The following is a 16,761-nucleotide window of genomic DNA, read 5'->3' as shown; positions in this document are numbered from 1 at the left end:
TTAGTGCAACAACCAACGCGCATAGCGCAACAATCTCCAAAGTTAGCGCAACAAACAAAATTTGCTTCACCCGATCCTCAAATTGCGGCCAGAATTGGTAATTTTCCAAAAAAACAAGTTTTCCACCTACGCGAGATGTCTCAAATGAAGAAAATCAATTAGATAGGACGTGAATATTCTGCTAAATAACAATGGGATGAGATAGCGCAACAATCAGTCGGGTTAGCGCAACAATCGGCAGAGTTAGTGCAACAACCAACGCGCATAGCGCAACAATCTCCAAAGTTAGCGCAACAAACAAAATTTGCTTCACCCGATCCTCAAATTGCGGCCAGAATTAGTAATTTTCCAAAAAAACAAGTTTTTCACCAACGCGAGATGTCTCAAAATGAAGAAAATCAATTAGATAAGACGTGAATATTCTGCTAAATAACAAAGAGATGAGATAGCGCAACAATCAGTCAGGTTAGCGCAACAATCGGCAGAGTTAGTGCAACAACCAACGCGCATAGCGCAACAATCTCCAAAGTTAGCGCAATAAACAAAACATATCTATTGAAATATTTCCCATATCATGATAGATTCTATCTAACTATAGTTGAAAGGGAGTGAATTTTTATCAATATTACTAGACCCATTCCAATCCAAATTCAAGCACTCAATCGGCTTCTTCACCGAGTCCCGAACTCGCATCATCAAGCTATCAATAGCATACGGCAAGACATTGAACGTATTCTAGCAGGCTATAAAGGTGAATTGCGCATCGACCATTTCATTCAAGAAACTCACTTTAAATTGCCAAATATATATTTTCCCAACGTTGAATTACAAGTATCTAAATTTCGTTTTGTACAAATCGACTCCCTCATTATCACACCTAGCTATATTTGCATATTTGAAGTTAAAAACATGCGGGGTGTATTACGATTTCAAGAAAATCCTTATCAATTAGTTCAAATAGTAGAAGGCGAAAAACGAATATACGAATGCCCCCAAACTCAAATTATCCGTGCAGTAAGTAGTCTGAAATATTGGCTCCAAAATAATAAGTATGAAATGCCGATTTACTATAAAATTGTTATGCCAAACACCAACACTTTAATAAAAAAACGCCCTAAGAAAGTGCAATTACTGTTCAATAAAGAAATCCCCATCTTTTTAGAACAACTCAATACTCTCCCACACAAACTCAACGACGAAGAATTCCATTTGCTTTGCACTCAACTAAAGACACACATCAAGCCGTATAATCCCTTCCCCTTATGCTTCAAATACAACCTACAACCCGAAAATTTATATTCCGGTATGATCTGCCCATGTGGTACAACAATAGAGTATTCATCGAGAAGAGGTCAGCAGTGCCCAAATTGTAACGCATCAAAGCAAGTCATTCTCCAGCAAACTTTGCTCGATTGGTTTCAACTCTTTAAACCTACTATCACAAACAAAGAATGCAGAGACTTTCTACATATAGATGATAAGTTTACGATATCAAGACTCTTCAAAACGATGAATCTAACCCCTATAGGGAACACTAAATCTCGTATTTATCACTATGATTACAATCAACCATTATTCAAAAAATAAAACCAGCAAAAGCTGGTTTTTTTTGTGTACAAAATTATTGAAAATGGCGTCCTCTAAGGATATGAATATTCTGCTAAATAACAATGGCGAAAGATAGCGCAACAATCAGTTGAGATAGAGCAACAATCAGTTGAGTTAGTACAACAATCCCCCGAGATAACACAACAATCCCCGAACTTAGCGCAATAATCAAACTTATATCAAGCTATCCGCACCCTAATTCAGTCCTAAAACCATTTTTCAGTGCTATCACATAAAACTGATAAACGGTAACTGTTACCGAGTCTATGTTGACTACGTTTTTAGAATTTTAATATAAGCATTTACCTTTCTATTTCTCAATAGGCCGTGAAAGAACCACTGGCGATTCTCCCTTAATGAGGTATAGGCAATATCCAATGACAGTCCCTACAATTGCAGGAATGATCCAACCTAATCCAAGCTCTGCAAATGGAAGATAGCTCATATATCTATCAACGACAGCAAACTTTAAGCCGAATGCTTTTAAACCATCATATAAAGCAACTATTCCAGTAAGCGACATTGCTGTAACGTAAACATAGGAAGAACCTTTAAATAACGGATGGAATAGAGAAATCACGATCAATACAATTGTTAAAGAGTATGCAGCAATTAAAAAAGGAACACTTACCAATAAAATTGTATTTAGTCCGAAGTTAGCTAGTCCAAAACCAATCAATGAAAAGAATAAAGAGATTTTTTTATAACTAACTTTAGGTACTAATGTAGAAAAATAGTTTGCGCAAGCAGATACTAATCCAACACATGTAGTGAAGCAAGCGAGTACGAAAATAATACCTAATAATAAGTTGCCCCATTGTCCGAACAATAAATAGGAAGCAGATGAAAGAAGGGTGCTACCATTTTCAAATGTACCTGCTCCTGCCATTTTCACACCAATATAGCCTAGTGAACAATATACAACAGCTAGTAAGAATCCAGCTAAAAGCCCGGCTTTAAGCACCTCTCTTCGAAGCATCTTACCTTCCGTAGCACCTCGTTGCTTCAATGCGCTCAAAATAACAATACCAAACGCAAGAGCAGCAAGAGCATCCATTGTGTTATATCCTTCTAAAAAACCTTTTAGGAAAGGAGATTGAGCATACTCTGTTGTTGTAGGAGCTAATGCGCCATTTTGTAAGCGAACAAAACCTACTACAACTAAAATAATCATACTAATTAATAAAAGTGGTGTAATGATTTTCCCCATTAAATCCATCATTTTACTTTGGTTTAAACTAACTAAAAATACTAAAAGGAAAAATAAAGCCGTAAAACCGATTAGAGCAAAAGTGGAATCAGATATAAAAGGCTTTAACCCCATCTCAAATGCCAGTGTTGCATTACGAGGGATAGCAAGAAATGGTCCGACTGACAAATATGCGGTGATTGTATAAACGATACCGAAGATAGGGTGGACACGACTTCCTAGTGTACGCACACCACCTTCAACAAATGATAAAGCTATTAAAACAAGTAATGGTAGACCAACTGCAGTCACGATAAATCCAGTTATAGCGAGTGGGAAGTTTGTCCCTGCATTAGCACCTAAAGATGGTGGGAAAATAAGATTACCGGCTCCAAAGAACATTGAAAATAACATTAATCCAATAAACAAAGTTGTCGATTTTTTCATTTCATTCACTCCTTCAAAATAGTAATCCATATTCAGTGAAAATAGGCACAAAAAAACTCGCCCCTATAAAAGGGACGAGATTACTCGCGATACCACCCTAATTCCGGAATTTTGTTGTTCACAAAAAATCCGGCACTCAGCCACCGTACTAATATACGTGATCCCTTGGTAACGGAGGATTTGCCGGCAAAATTTACTTCAGGTTCAATTTTGCTTCTCAGAGATTACTTCAGAAATGGATTTAAACATCGACTTTCAGCAAGCGTCGACTCTCTATGGATTAAGTGTCCATCCGTACTTATTCTCTTCAACGAATTTGGATATGTTTCATAGCTTATCAGCTAAAAAAATAATTGTCAATATAAAATGAAGAATTAGATAGTTCAGTTAATTGGATACGTAATATTAGAATTTAGTACGCGTCGCTTGGGTAATTACGAATAGTACATATACGAAACAAGCTTTGATACTCGCGAAAAAGAATCATGTTCGGATGATTGAACGAGATGAACTAATCAAGATGAGTTTAGATATGAAAAATAAAGAAATAAAAGTGGCACTAAAGACAGAGGAACTTTATTGTTATAGACTGGAGAATTAGATTTCGTATCACCTTAAGTTAGTGAAATTTAAGTAGAGAATAAAATTATCAAAATGAAATAGTAAAGTGGGAATTTTTTATCTTAGATTTTTCGTATGCACTATTAAAAGTTAAATATGTAGAGATATTATCATTTTTACATTAGTGGCATTACTGATATTCAATAAAACAATATTTTTTTGACTCTGAAATGGTAACTATAGAAACACTAAATGAGGGTAAAAGATACAATTTTTTTATCTCTTAAATAAAAACTCGACGTATAAACTATCATACGTCGAGCATAAAAAATATAGAGTTTCTTCCTATAGTATAGGAGATAAAATTATAGAGTTTCTGAAGTTGTTTTTGCTTGCATATGAAGCTGTAAATAATCAGGGCCACCAGCTTTAGAATCTGTGCCTGACATATTAAAACCACCGAATGGTTGGTATCCTACGATAGCACCAGTACAGCCACGGTTAAAGTATAAGTTACCAACATGGAAGCGTTGACGTGCATATTCGATGTTTGCACGATTTTTTGAAATTACAGCTCCAGTTAAACCATATTCAGTACTATTAGCAATTGTGATTGCCTCTTCGAAATTAGAAGCTTTTGAAATAGCTACAACTGGTCCGAAGATTTCTTCTTTCATAATACGAGCTTCAGGAGATACATCTGCAAATACTGTTGGTTGTACAAAATAGCCTTCTGATTGGTCAGCTGTACCGCCAGCGATTAAGCGACCTTCTTCTTTACCGATTTCGATGTAGCTAGTAATTTTATTAAATGCAGCTTCATCAATAACTGGTCCAGTATAGTTAGTAGGATCTACAGGATTACCGACTTGTAATGCTTTTGTTAATTCTTCAACACGTGCGATTACTTCGTCATAAACGTCATCAACAATTACTACACGAGAGCATGCTGAACATTTTTGACCACTAAAGCCGAATGCGGATTTAACGATAGACTGAGCAGCTAGTTCTAAATCAGCTTCTTTATCTACTACAATAGTATCTTTACCACCCATTTCAGCGATAACACGTTTAATCCAAATTTGACCTTCGTTTACAACAGAAGCGCGTTGATTAATACGAAGACCAACATCACGAGAGCCAGTAAAGCTGATGAAACGAGTATGCTTGTGATCTACTAAATAATCGCCAACTTCAGCGCCTGAACCAGGGATGTAGTTAACAACACCTGCTGGAAGTCCAGCTTCTTCTAATACTTCAATGAATTTATAAGCAACAACTGGTGTAGTTGAAGCAGGTTTTAACAGTACTGTGTTACCGGTTACAACTGCTGCTACAGTAGTACCAGCCATGATTGCAAATGGGAAGTTCCAAGGAGAGATGATAACACCAACACCTAATGGAATATAGTCATAGCGGTTAAATTCACCTACGCGACTTTCAACAGGTTGACCATCTTTAATCGATAACATTTGACGGCCATAATACTCAAGGAAATCAATTGCTTCAGCAGTATCAGCATCAGCCTCATTCCATGGTTTACCAGCTTCGAATGTTAACCAAGCAGAGAATTCATGTTTGCGTCGGCGAATGATTGCCGCTGCTTTAAATAAAATATCAGCTCTTACTTCAGCCGGAGTATATTGCCATTCTCCAAAAGCGGTATGTGCAGCTTGCATAGCTTTTTCAGCTAATTCTTGGCTTGCTTTTGATACAACACCTACTAATTCTGTTTTTTTAGCAGGATTGTAAGATGAGATCTTTTCCTCAGTTGTTACTTTTTCGCCGTTTATGATTAAAGGATATTCTTGTCCTAATTGTTCTTTTACTTGTTTTAATGCAACTTGATATGCATCTGCATGCTCTTTCGAAGTGAAATCTGTAAATGGTTCATGTTTGTATGGAATCATTAATTTTTCTCCCCCTAAGTTCTAAGGTGCAAAATGAGTTTGCACTTTTCTGAAAAGTATATATATAATAATGCAATATCATTTGGCGTATTACAATAAAAATATTCGAAAAATTATAAAAAAGTTAAAGGGGCAGCTAAAATTGGAACTAGATGGTCTACTTCAAGTATATAAATTTATTACGGAAATGAGTGATATCGGTATTAGTGCAATCGATGCAAACGGAATGCCGGTTATTTATAATAAAAAAATGAAAGAGCTTGAGGGCATAACAGCAGAAGAGGTTAAAAAACGCACGGCATGGGAAATTATTAATTTTGAAGCCGAAGAGAGTTTATTGCTTCAAGTGTTACATAAAGGGCAGCCGATTCGAAATCATAAAAAAACATTTTGGAATCGAAAAGGGCAGGAAATCACGACCATCAATAATATATTGCCAATTGAAAAAGAGGGACGAATTCTAGGGGCAGTGGAATTTGCACGCGATATTTCCACACAAGAGTTTATGATGTATCAGCCACTTCGCCGTTATGGACAACCATTAAAGTTTGAAACAATCACAGCCGTTTCAGCATCGATGAAGAATGTTATTTCAACAGCAAAATTAGCTGCAACTAGTCGCATTTCAGTCATGCTCATAGGGGAGTCAGGTACAGGGAAGGATATGATTGCTGAAGGAATTCACCACTCACTTTCGATACCCAACGAACAATTTATAACACTCATTTGTAGAAGAGACGAAGAAGCAGTAATTGCACAGCTAGAAAAATATATAACTGAAAACAATAATATTACGTTCTTCGGTGAACGTATTGAGTATTTATCGATGTCTGCACAGGAAAGAATCGTAGAATTGTTAAAAATCCATGAAACAAAAAATCACGTCTTTATAGCGAGTATTGGAGGGGATCCAATTGAGCTAATAAGTGATGGTAAGCTATCAAAAAGCCTATACTTTTTCTTTTCATCACTTACAATCCGTGTTCCCTCAATCAGAGAACGGAAAGAAGATATTATGCCTTTCGTGAATGACTACTTTTTGAGGCATCGACAAGACTTCGGTTCCTTTGTGAAAGGCCTTGAGGAAGAAGTTGAAGAAATCTTTTTATCCTATGATTGGCCAGGCAACTTGAAAGAATTAGAGGTGCTATTAGACGAAATAGCATCTCTTATCACTACAGAAGATAGTATTACTTATGAGATGTTACCAGCTTATTTTCGTTGGAAGGTTCAAGATATTCATCGTCTGGGAAATAATGCACAAAGTGAATTATTTATCGTGCAAACAGTCAAAGATCTCCGCCCGCTCGACCAATATATTCGTGAAGTAGAAGACTATTATGTGGTCAAGGCACTAGAATTCTTTGGTGGCAATGTTTCAAAAACAGCGAAAGAGCTAGGTTTGAAAAGACAAAGTTTACAATATCGTATGAAGCGAATGAAAGATGCTGAAGAGAAGAAATAAAAAATCCCGCCTTTTGAGCGAGACTTTTTCAGTATGTATTTGTTACTTTTATATATTTTGGTTATTTAAGATCCTCTTCAGGTGTTAACTTGTAATCCATTTTTTAACTTTACGCAGACAATTAGGGAGTTTCTTTAAATTCACAGCAGCACAAAGTAAGCATGGCCTACATGGACACTTTTTTAAGACCTTTTAAGCTTGTTCGCCGATCCTCAATTTTTCTCACAAGAGAAGTTCTTGAGGTACTAGTTATTCTAAAGCAATCATTTCAATTTGAACTCTTTCAGGATTGTTTTTTCTCGTCATCATTTTCCTTCACCTATAAAGCTTTGTTTTTATTACATGTGTAGTTGATTGGAGCAAAGGTGGCGACTCCTGCGGGAAAATCGGGACAGTCCAAGACCCTGCAGCAGCGTAGCGACAAAGCGGCTTGGCGCCCGCCCGCGGAAAGCAACGGTCTTATCTATTTTTAAAAGAAAAAGACCGTAGACAAAGCTCGGATTTCTTCGAGTTTGTCTACAGTCTGAAGTATCCCGCCTTTTGAGCGGGATTTTTTTATTTGCGTTTTGATAGACGACCAACAATGAATGCTGATGCAGCTAAGCCAATAGCAGTGTTAGTTTTTTTATTGAAAACTTGTTTTGTAACGAGTGATAAGTTTTGAGGACGCTCTGCTAATCGACGCATAAAGTATCCATACCAATCACGTCCAAATGGTACATAAGTACAGAAGTTATAACCTTCTTTTGCTAACTGAAGTTGCATATCTTTACGGAAACCATAAAGCATTTGGAACTCAAATTTATCATTCGAAATATTATTTGTTTTAACAAATTGTTTTACATGGTTAATGACACGGTGATCGTGTGTTGCGATTGAAGTAAATTTACCATTCAGTAAGTGATACTCGATTAATTTAATATATTTTGCATCAATCTCAGTTTTATCTTGATAAGCAATATTTGCTGGTTCTTTATAAGCACCTTTTACGATACGCAAACGATAGTTTTTATATTTTTCGATATTTTCATCTGATTCATGGAAGTATGCTTGAATAACGGTACCGATATTTTGATGCTCAGCATTTAGTTGCTCCATCAACTCAAAAGAAGGGTGTAAACGATCATAATTCTCCATATCAAAGTTAACGAAAATATCGTATTGATCAGCTAAGGCAACAATTTCTTTTAAATTCCCATAACAGAAGTCGATATCAATATCTAACCCCAATTGTGAAGGTTTTAAAGAGATATGAGCATCTACTTTATGATCATGAATAGCTTGAATTAATTCTAAAATTTGATTTTTAGCAGCAGTAGCTTCGGATTTTTCAAAAACAAATTCACCTAAGTTATCAACTGTACATGCAATACCATGCTTATTTAATTCTTTAATACTATCAATCGTTTCTTGTATATTAGTACCGGCTACAACACTTTGTGCCCCCATCTTTAAACCGTATCTTTGAGCAGCTGCATTTAGTGTGCGATTTTCCGATAAATACATAAAAAAGTCTCTTAATATCATAAAAAATCTCTCCCCATCATTTGTGAACTAAATCCCAAGCGATTATATCACAAAATTTCAAATTGCAAGAGTTTTCTTTTAAAATAAATTTTTAGAAAAAGGTATAATTTAGATTAAATTTCCAGTTAGAGAAATCTAGGAAATAAACAGTTTTAGTTATAAAAACTAGTCACAAAAAGAGTTTTATGAAACGAACAAATAGAAAAATGAATGAGGGTATCAAAAGCGGTTTATCTACAGTTCAAATGAAATATTAATATAATAATTATGAGTAGAGCAATACCAAAAAAAAGCATATCCATATCGGCTCCCAACGTTTGATTGCTGATTTAATAGCTATTTTACATAATAAAATTGAAAAAAAAACGTTGTATTATGAATGTTCTTATATGAGTATAAAATAAAGGGGGAAAACTGAATTAGAGATAATTGGAAGAGTTTTAAGTGAAAAAGTACTGCAGTCAAAGTTATTTAAAAATAATTAAAGGTGAAGGGCATATAGTGAATATAGCTAATGTTTGTTAACGATTTTATTAGAGCAGATCAAGGAGGATTTTCATGGTTTGCTATTAAAATGGATTGCCAGAGTGATAGGAAAACATCACTCTGGCAATTATAAATTCTTTATTACTAAATCTATTATTTTCTAGATATCTTTATCAAGTTTATAAAATCATCTTACTTTTCATGGGTGTATAAAATTCATCAGTTGAAAACTATCATCAACTTATAATAATTATTTCAAATCTTACAAAAGAATTAGAGACATCGGTTATGAGTTTCCATACAATCAGCAGATAAACTATCAATTATGTGATATGGCGTATTATTAAAATATATTAAAGTTGAAATACATGACAAACATGTATCGGATATCTAATTCACGTTGGTGTTCAAACAAAGAAATAAATAGCTATTTATATTTGAAATGACTATCATTAACAAGAAAAGCTAATTCCTCATTTTTTTTAAATGCTGAATTAGTTTAACATGGGATTTTCTTCATTAGAGAGCGGCGTATAATTTCAGTTTTTAGTAGGTAAATAAAATCTGGATTTAACATGCTAGTAGTTGCCGTGACGTAAGCTTTAATCAATAAATCGTCCGATAATTTACTCACGAATTAGTTCACCTCCGTATTTTTGTGAGTGGAGTTCTAAATCAAAACAAGATGTAATATATTGATAGTTAACTTTGCTATAAATAATGTAGCAAATTGCTTGGATCAAGACAACCACTGCTTTATCCACAGACTTTCGTGGATAATTTGTGGTTAACTTATGGATATATTGGAGGAATATAGGAGTAACAGTGTGTGTAATGTGTATAAAGTTATCCACAGTTCTATATACCACTAAATTTTGTCGAAACATTTTTCTGAATTGTCAGCTTTTCGTTGGTATTTCGAGTTGAATTGACACCATAAATGGTATTCCTTTTCATAAAAATAGAGATATTAAATATTCTCAAATTAGCATGGGAGCTAGAATTCACTAATATTAAGACGTGAATATTCTGCTAATAATTAATTGAAAAGGGTAATACAATAATTAGTCATTGTATTACAAAAATTACCAAGTTCATCGTAGTGACTATTACAAATTCCACAACAATCACTGTTTTTAGCGCAATAACCCTACCGTTCCCTTTCCTTAATAGAAAAATATGAACTCTCGTAAAATTCTGTCGATTATAATTTTATATGTAATGATGGGTGAAAGATTCCTTGTTATTTTTTTAGTTAAAACCAATCGAAGGAAAGTTTGAAGGGTACTTACTTAAATGAACTTTTGACTCATTTTACTTGATCAATTGGGATTTCAATAATATTTATTATGGAATCATCCTATTTAAAGTTAATCTTCTAATCAAAAATTGGAGTTTTTTCTATACAGGATAGACCTGGTTATCCGAAGCTTACCGCTCGCTTTCCAAGGTCTCATTCTGTCTCGCTTTCCCGTAGGAGTCGAGCGGACGCTTCTCCAAACCAATAAAATACAATACTATCTGCCACTTTTCTGTTGACTCATTCATTTTAATAATTGAATGTAATAACAATCTCGAGATTATGGGGGATAATGGGGGGGAATCATGAACGCGTCCAATTTGAGATAATTATAATTGAACAACTTGTTCCAATCGCCAATATAAATACAATCTTTTAAAGTGTAAAAATTGGTGGATAAAAAAATTATTTAGAAAAAATAAGGGAAATTTTAAAGGCAGTTGGAATGAGCTCACTCAACTGCTTTTTGTCTTCAATCTGTAATCTCCTTATCAACAAAATTAGGAGATTTTTTTATTGCATTTCGTATGTAATAAAGGCTATTCGAAATGGCTTTAATCAAGTTTTTATAAAACCTTCATGAAAATTATCAGTACAGAGGAAGAGGAAGATAATTTTTATTCTTTTCTATAACCTTGAAAGAGTTATTATGTCGTTTTAAACCTTCCTAGTTAATAAAATAAGAATGTTTGTAGAAAAACTTATCGATACAATTTGTTGCTATTAGGATATTAGTCCTTTGAAAAGGAAGTGGTAGAATCAATATTTCAGGATTTTAGTAAAAATGAAAAGGTGGCTTGTTAATGAAGATTTAAAAATAGTGTAAACCTTGTATTTAAAAGTGTTTATGTAAAAATACCTATGGTGAAAAGACGGTAGGTTTTTATAAGGAGGTAATCATTTAGTACTATTAATTTAGTATAAATAATTAGAATATTAATTAACTTATTTTGGATTTAATAGGTGTATTTAGGTGTTTTTCATTTAAATTGAAAATTCAGTAAATTTAACAAAAATTCACTTACACCTTATTTATATTGTCATATCAACATTTCTGTACATTTTAGATTGATTAATTCAATAAATAGGAATAGTGTTTTTGTGACTTAAGTCCTGTTAGCGAATAGTAAAATATTATTATTTATGAAAAAGGAGAAAAAAATCGATAAAAACTGACAAAAATTTGTATTGTAATCTTATATAGTTGTAATTACAACTAGAGATTGATATTTGGCACCATTGATTCTGTTTACCAAAACGACTGTTTGGGAAAGGAGGCAAAGGTGTTTTTCTTTGGTCTTTTTAAGATGATTTTAAAAGACTATCGGCTTTAGCAAAGAACAAATATCTTTATAAAATTAGGGGAGGAATGAAGATGAAGGAAAAAAGTAGTTCTGTCAAGGCATTTAGCATCGCTGCATCCGTACTCATGGCATTTTCTTTAATCGCTCCAAATGTTGCTAGTGCAAAAACGACTGGTAAGCTTCATCAGTCTTTCAGAGATTCAAATTCTAATACAACTCTCGTGAAAGATAAGCTAAGCGATCGATTACTCAATAATTTTAAAGATGATGAAAAGGTAACGTTTCTTATCAAATTTAAAGAAAAATCTGCTGCAAATAAGGTGGCTACTGAAGCTAATAAAGATGCACAGGCAGATAAAATGACTGCCCACCAAGTTAAGCTTTTTCAACGATCTGCGGTTGTATCTGATTTGAAGGCAACTTCACTTGAGTCGCAAGAGACAGTCAAACAATTCCTTGAACAGGAAGAGAAAAAAGGAAATGCTAAAGACATCACATCTTACTATATCGTTAATGGAATGGCTGTTACGGCAACAAAAGAAATTGCTGAAAAAGTGGCGACATTTGCAGAAGTAGAAAAAGTATTACCAAATGAAAAACGTCAATTATTTACGACAAAAACAATAGATACACCTGCACCTAAATCAAAAACGGCAAATGTTGAATGGAACGTAGAACGTGTTAAAGCTCCACAAGTTTGGGCAAAGGGTATTGATGGGGCAGGAACTGTGGTAGCAAGTATTGATACTGGCGTGCAATGGGATCACCCAGCTTTAAAGCAAAAATATCGAGGCTTCAATGCATCAACTGGACAAGTTTCTCATGACTTCAACTGGTTTGATGCAACTGTAGGTCGTAACACTCCGTACGATGACGTTGGTCACGGTACGCACGTAACAGGGACAATGGTTGGTAGTGAACCAAATGGCTCTAACCAAGTTGGGGTTGCACCTGGTGCGAAATATATCTCCGTAAAAGCATTTACATCAGAAGGAGGATCAGATGCTGATCTTTTGGAAGCAGCACAATGGATTTTAGCACCAACTGATGCAAATGGAAATGCACGAGTAGATATGGCTCCAGATATTGTGAATAACTCTTGGGGTGGCGGCCCAGGTCTTGATGAATGGTACCGAGACGTAGTACGCAATTGGCGCGCTGCAGAAATTTTCCCAGAGTTTTCTGCAGGGAACACAACTAGAACAAATCCAGGTGGCCCGGGTTCTGTTGCTGCACCAGCAAATTACCCAGAAGCGTTTGCAACTGGAGCAACTGATATTAATAACAAAGTAGGAAGTTTTTCTCTTCGTGGACCATCGCCATATGATCAAATCAAGCCAGACATTTCAGCACCTGGTGTGAACATCCGATCAACTGTACCTGGCAGTGGTTATGAAGGTGGCTGGAATGGGACATCCATGGCTGGACCAGCAGTTTCAGGGGTATTAGCTCTTCTTCGTCAAGTAAATGCAAACATAACGGTTGACGAAATGGAACAAATTTTAATGGATACAGCACTACCATTAACTGACTCTGAATATAAACAAACACCTAATCATGGATATGGTTATGGATTAGTAGATGCTCAGGCAGCTGTTTCTTCAGTAATGACAGGCCTAGGTACGTTAAAAGGTCAAGTAACAAAACAAGGTAATGACACTGAAGCACCCGTATTAAAACATAAAAGTCCTGCGGAAGCATATGCAGGGATGAATTTAGAGTTAACAGCTTCAGTAACTGACAATATTAGCGTTTCATCTGTTGTCTTAAATTACAAAGATGCAGAAGGAGCTTGGAAATCAATTACCGCAACTCATAAATCCGGGGATTATAAATCAGGGGAATTCGGAGTGACAATCCCAGGTGATAAGATTAAAGTAGGTTCATTCAAGTATAAGTGGACAGTCAACGACTTTGGTAACAATGAAGTAAGTAGTGATGAATATGCAATTCAAGTAAAATCAGGTATTACAGTAGGATACTTTGAAAACCTAGAAACAAAACCTACTGGTTGGACTTCTTATGGCAATAAAAACAGTTGGGAGTGGGGAACACCGACGTCAGGTCCAGGAAAAGCTGCGTCTGGTGACAAAGTGTATGCAACAAATTTAGCTGGTAACTACGACAGCCAAATGAATGCAACACTAGAGATGCCTCCAGTTGATCTACCACAAGGAAAATCTTATTTACAGTTCAAACAATGGCATAATTTCGAGGAATCCGCATCGGGTAGAGCTTGGGATTATGGACATGTCTTTGTCTCAACTGATAGAGAAGATTGGACACAAGTAATGATGGTCCAAGGCGCTTCAAACGGTTGGACCAATGCAGAAGTTGATTTATCAGCTTATGCGGGTAAACGTATTTATATTGGATTTAATGCGTACTCTGATGGAAGTATAAATAAAGAAGGTTGGTATATTGATGACATCGCACTAGTTGATGTCTCACAAGCAGGTAAAGTTTCTAAAGACAAGGGTAAAAATAAAGGTGTGAATGGTAAATCTAATAACGCTAACGATAAAAACAGCAATAACAAAGAGAATATAGGAAAGGATCAAGATAAAAACGCTATGAAAGAATCGGTTGATCCTAAAACTATTCGTCCTGTAATGCCTACAAAAGAAAAAACACCGATAGAAGAAGCTGTTGTGAATCCAACACTTTTACCACTTGGTGCACAAGTAAGTATTCTTGAATCAGGAAGATCAGCCTATTCAAATCCTGCTGATGGTTCGTATTCATTAACACTTGCTGCAGGAACATTCACTGCGAAAGCAGAAGCATACGGATTCACTTCTAAGCAACAATCCGTTTCAATTACAGCAGATGGCACGTCGACTGCGAACTTCACATTGAATGAGGTTGCACAAAATACAGTTAGTGGCAAGATCACTGACAAATCAACGGGCGAAAGCGTAGCAGGAGTAACGGCCTTACTCGTTGAAGATGCTAACATTACGCCAGTTACTACAGATGCAGAAGGTAACTATTCATTAACTGCATATGAAGGGGACTACACATTAAAAGTAATCGCTCGTGGTTACCATAGCCAAGAAGTATCAATTAAAGTTGGTAAGCAAACTACGACACAAAATATTGAGCTTAAACCATTTAACACGTACCCAGGTGGCGAGATTGGCTATGATGATGGTACTCCTGAAAATGCGCATGCATTTAATGCAGCTGGCAACGCTTGGGCAGTGAAAATGTCTCTTCCTGAAGGAAAAGAAAACGGAATCGTTACAGATGGCGTATTCCGATTCTGGGACACTGAATGGCCAGTTCCAGGTGGTACGGCATTCGCAGTTGAAGTGTGGGACGCAACTGGAGCGGAAGGATCGCCTGGTAAGAAACTTGCAGGCCCGATTGATGCAACAGCTCTACGCAATGGTGAATGGACAGTTGTGGATTTAAGCGAGCACCATATTATTGTAAAAGGTGATTTCTACATGGTGTATCGCCAAACATTTGCTAGTCCGAACACACCAGGGCTTGCAACAGATGAAAGCGGAAAAAATGCAGGACGAAGTTACCAAGGTGTTTCCGATGCTTGGTCTCCATCACCAGCTGAAGAAGGCAATTACATGATTCGTGCGCGTGTAAGCTATGAAGTACAGGGGCCAATTATCACTACACCAGCAACAAAATCTGTTACAAACCAAGCATCAACAAAAATTGAAGGAACAGCTTCACCAACAACAACGATTAAATTAAAACAAAATGATAAAGAAGTTGGATCTGCTGTCGTAGGAGCAGATGGTAAATTCTCAATCGAAGCTAAATTATCAGAAGGTGCGAATGATTTCGTAGCAGTGGCAACTTTAGATAATCGAGTAATAGGGGAATCTGAAGCTGTCAATGTTATTTTAGACACAGTGAAACCTGAACTGAAAATCGAAAGTCCTCTAGATGGAGATAAAACAAATCGTGAGTCAGTAACAGTTGAAGGTACTGTTGATGATGCAAATCTAGATTGGGTTCGTGTAAATGGAAAAGACGCACCAGTAGTCGACGGAAAATATTCAAAACGCATTCTTCTCGACAATGGTGTAAATGAAATCAAAGTAGTAGCTAGTGATAAAGCAAATAATAAAGAAACAAAGAAAATTAGCGTAACAGCAAATTACGATGCACCTGTCATTGAAAACTTAACACCAGTAGAAGACCTTACTTTAGAAACAGGTAAAAGCGTTAAAATCGAATTTGATAGTGCTCCAGGGTTGAAAGCTACTTTTGTAATTCATATGCCATTAACGAACGTTAATAATCCAGTGCAAAATGCAACTGAACTACCTATGTCTGAACAAGCAGATGGTCATTACGTAGGCTATTGGACAGTACCATCAGGAACAGTAGCAAAAGGAGCAGTAATCGAAGTAAAAGCTGTTGACAATTTCAAAAATGAAACGCGTCAAGAAGCGAAGGGTAAGCTGTATATCAATGTTGAGAAATAAACGCTATTGAGTAATGAACCCCCTTTTCTATTATGAGGAAAGGGGGTTTTAATGTCTTACAGAAAATATAAAAGGAAAAAAGCCTTTTTTATTTACTATTACGGACCAACTTATGCCCTAATACATATCCTATAAAGAATGAATGGAAAAGGAGTGAAATTGAATGGTTCAACCTCTGCATGGAGGACAGTGGCAACGCGAAAGTTCTAATTTTTGGCGAGGGCAGCATTGGAATCAAGGTAACAATTGGAACATGGGTCAAAACTGGCATCCAGGTCATCAATGGAATCAGTGGAATCAATGGCAACCATGGAATCCCTGGAGTCCTTGGCAACAATGGCAGCCATGGAGTCCGTGGCATCCGTGGCACCCTATTCAACACGGTCACCGTTGGTAATAAAAAAATAGAACGAGTATAGTCGCACACATACACTTAAATTTCACACAAATTAAATGACTACAAAGCATCCCCTGATTCTATTGAGTCAGGGGATATTATTATGCTCC

Annotated in this window: 9 protein-coding genes and 1 other annotated feature; of the genes, 5 read left to right on the top strand and 4 right to left on the bottom strand. The window is 35.9% G+C overall.

Features of this window, described 5'->3' with window-relative positions; all coding sequences use genetic code 11:
* Positions 1-612: 612 nt before the first annotated feature.
* A complete protein-coding gene (locus ACQKMD_RS16495; RefSeq protein WP_427753318.1) occupies positions 613-1,587 on the top strand; it encodes a nuclease-related domain-containing protein in 975 nt (324 codons plus the stop codon).
* Positions 1,588-1,918: 331 nt separating this feature from the next.
* On the opposite strand, the gene brnQ is transcribed toward ACQKMD_RS16495, so the two are convergent.
* Entirely contained in the window at positions 1,919-3,244 is a 1,326-nt protein-coding gene (brnQ, locus tag ACQKMD_RS16490; protein WP_427753298.1) for a branched-chain amino acid transport system II carrier protein, read from the bottom strand.
* Positions 3,245-3,311: 67 nt separating this feature from the next.
* Positions 3,312-3,564 (bottom strand) — a binding site (T-box leader).
* Between the two features lie 113 nt (positions 3,565-3,677).
* Between brnQ and ACQKMD_RS16485 the strand changes: the two genes are divergently transcribed.
* Positions 3,678-3,845, top strand: a complete 168-nt coding sequence (locus ACQKMD_RS16485) for a hypothetical protein (RefSeq protein WP_427753317.1) — start codon at positions 3,678-3,680, stop codon at positions 3,843-3,845.
* A gap of 325 nt (positions 3,846-4,170) precedes the next feature.
* On the opposite strand, the gene pruA is transcribed toward ACQKMD_RS16485, so the two are convergent.
* Positions 4,171-5,715 (bottom strand): L-glutamate gamma-semialdehyde dehydrogenase, encoded by a 1,545-nt coding sequence (gene pruA, locus ACQKMD_RS16480; RefSeq protein ID WP_427753297.1) that lies wholly within the window; start codon positions 5,713-5,715, stop codon positions 4,171-4,173.
* Positions 5,716-5,857: 142 nt separating this feature from the next.
* On the opposite strand from pruA, the gene ACQKMD_RS16475 reads away from it, so the two are divergent.
* The gene (locus ACQKMD_RS16475; RefSeq protein WP_427753295.1) at positions 5,858-7,180 is read left to right on the top strand and encodes a PAS domain S-box protein; all 1,323 of its coding nucleotides are present in this window, start codon (positions 5,858-5,860) and stop codon (positions 7,178-7,180) included.
* Positions 7,181-7,735: 555 nt separating this feature from the next.
* On the opposite strand, the gene ACQKMD_RS16470 is transcribed toward ACQKMD_RS16475, so the two are convergent.
* Both ACQKMD_RS16470 and ACQKMD_RS16465 read right to left on the bottom strand, forming a co-directional pair.
* On the bottom strand, positions 7,736-8,707 hold the full coding sequence (locus ACQKMD_RS16470; protein WP_427753294.1) for a proline dehydrogenase family protein: 972 nt from the start codon (positions 8,705-8,707) through the stop codon (positions 7,736-7,738).
* Between the two features lie 985 nt (positions 8,708-9,692).
* Positions 9,693-9,827 (bottom strand): sporulation histidine kinase inhibitor Sda, encoded by a 135-nt coding sequence (locus ACQKMD_RS16465; RefSeq protein WP_427753292.1) that lies wholly within the window; start codon positions 9,825-9,827, stop codon positions 9,693-9,695.
* Between the two features lie 2,041 nt (positions 9,828-11,868).
* Here ACQKMD_RS16465 and ACQKMD_RS16460 point away from each other — a divergent pair.
* Together ACQKMD_RS16460 and ACQKMD_RS16455 are read left to right on the top strand one after the other, a co-directional pair.
* On the top strand, positions 11,869-16,254 hold the full coding sequence (locus ACQKMD_RS16460) for a S8 family serine peptidase (protein WP_427753290.1): 4,386 nt from the start codon (positions 11,869-11,871) through the stop codon (positions 16,252-16,254).
* 163 nt (positions 16,255-16,417) lie between these two features.
* Complete coding sequence (locus ACQKMD_RS16455; RefSeq protein WP_427753289.1) at positions 16,418-16,651, top strand: hypothetical protein; 234 nt, start codon at positions 16,418-16,420, stop codon at positions 16,649-16,651.
* The last annotated feature ends 110 nt before the right edge of the window (positions 16,652-16,761 follow it).

It is taken from the genome of Viridibacillus sp. NPDC096237 (genome assembly GCF_050278625.1).
GTDB lineage: Bacteria > Bacillota > Bacilli > Bacillales_A > Planococcaceae > Viridibacillus.
Note: the sequence above shows the minus strand (reverse complement) of the source record. Positions and strands in the feature narration are given on the sequence as shown.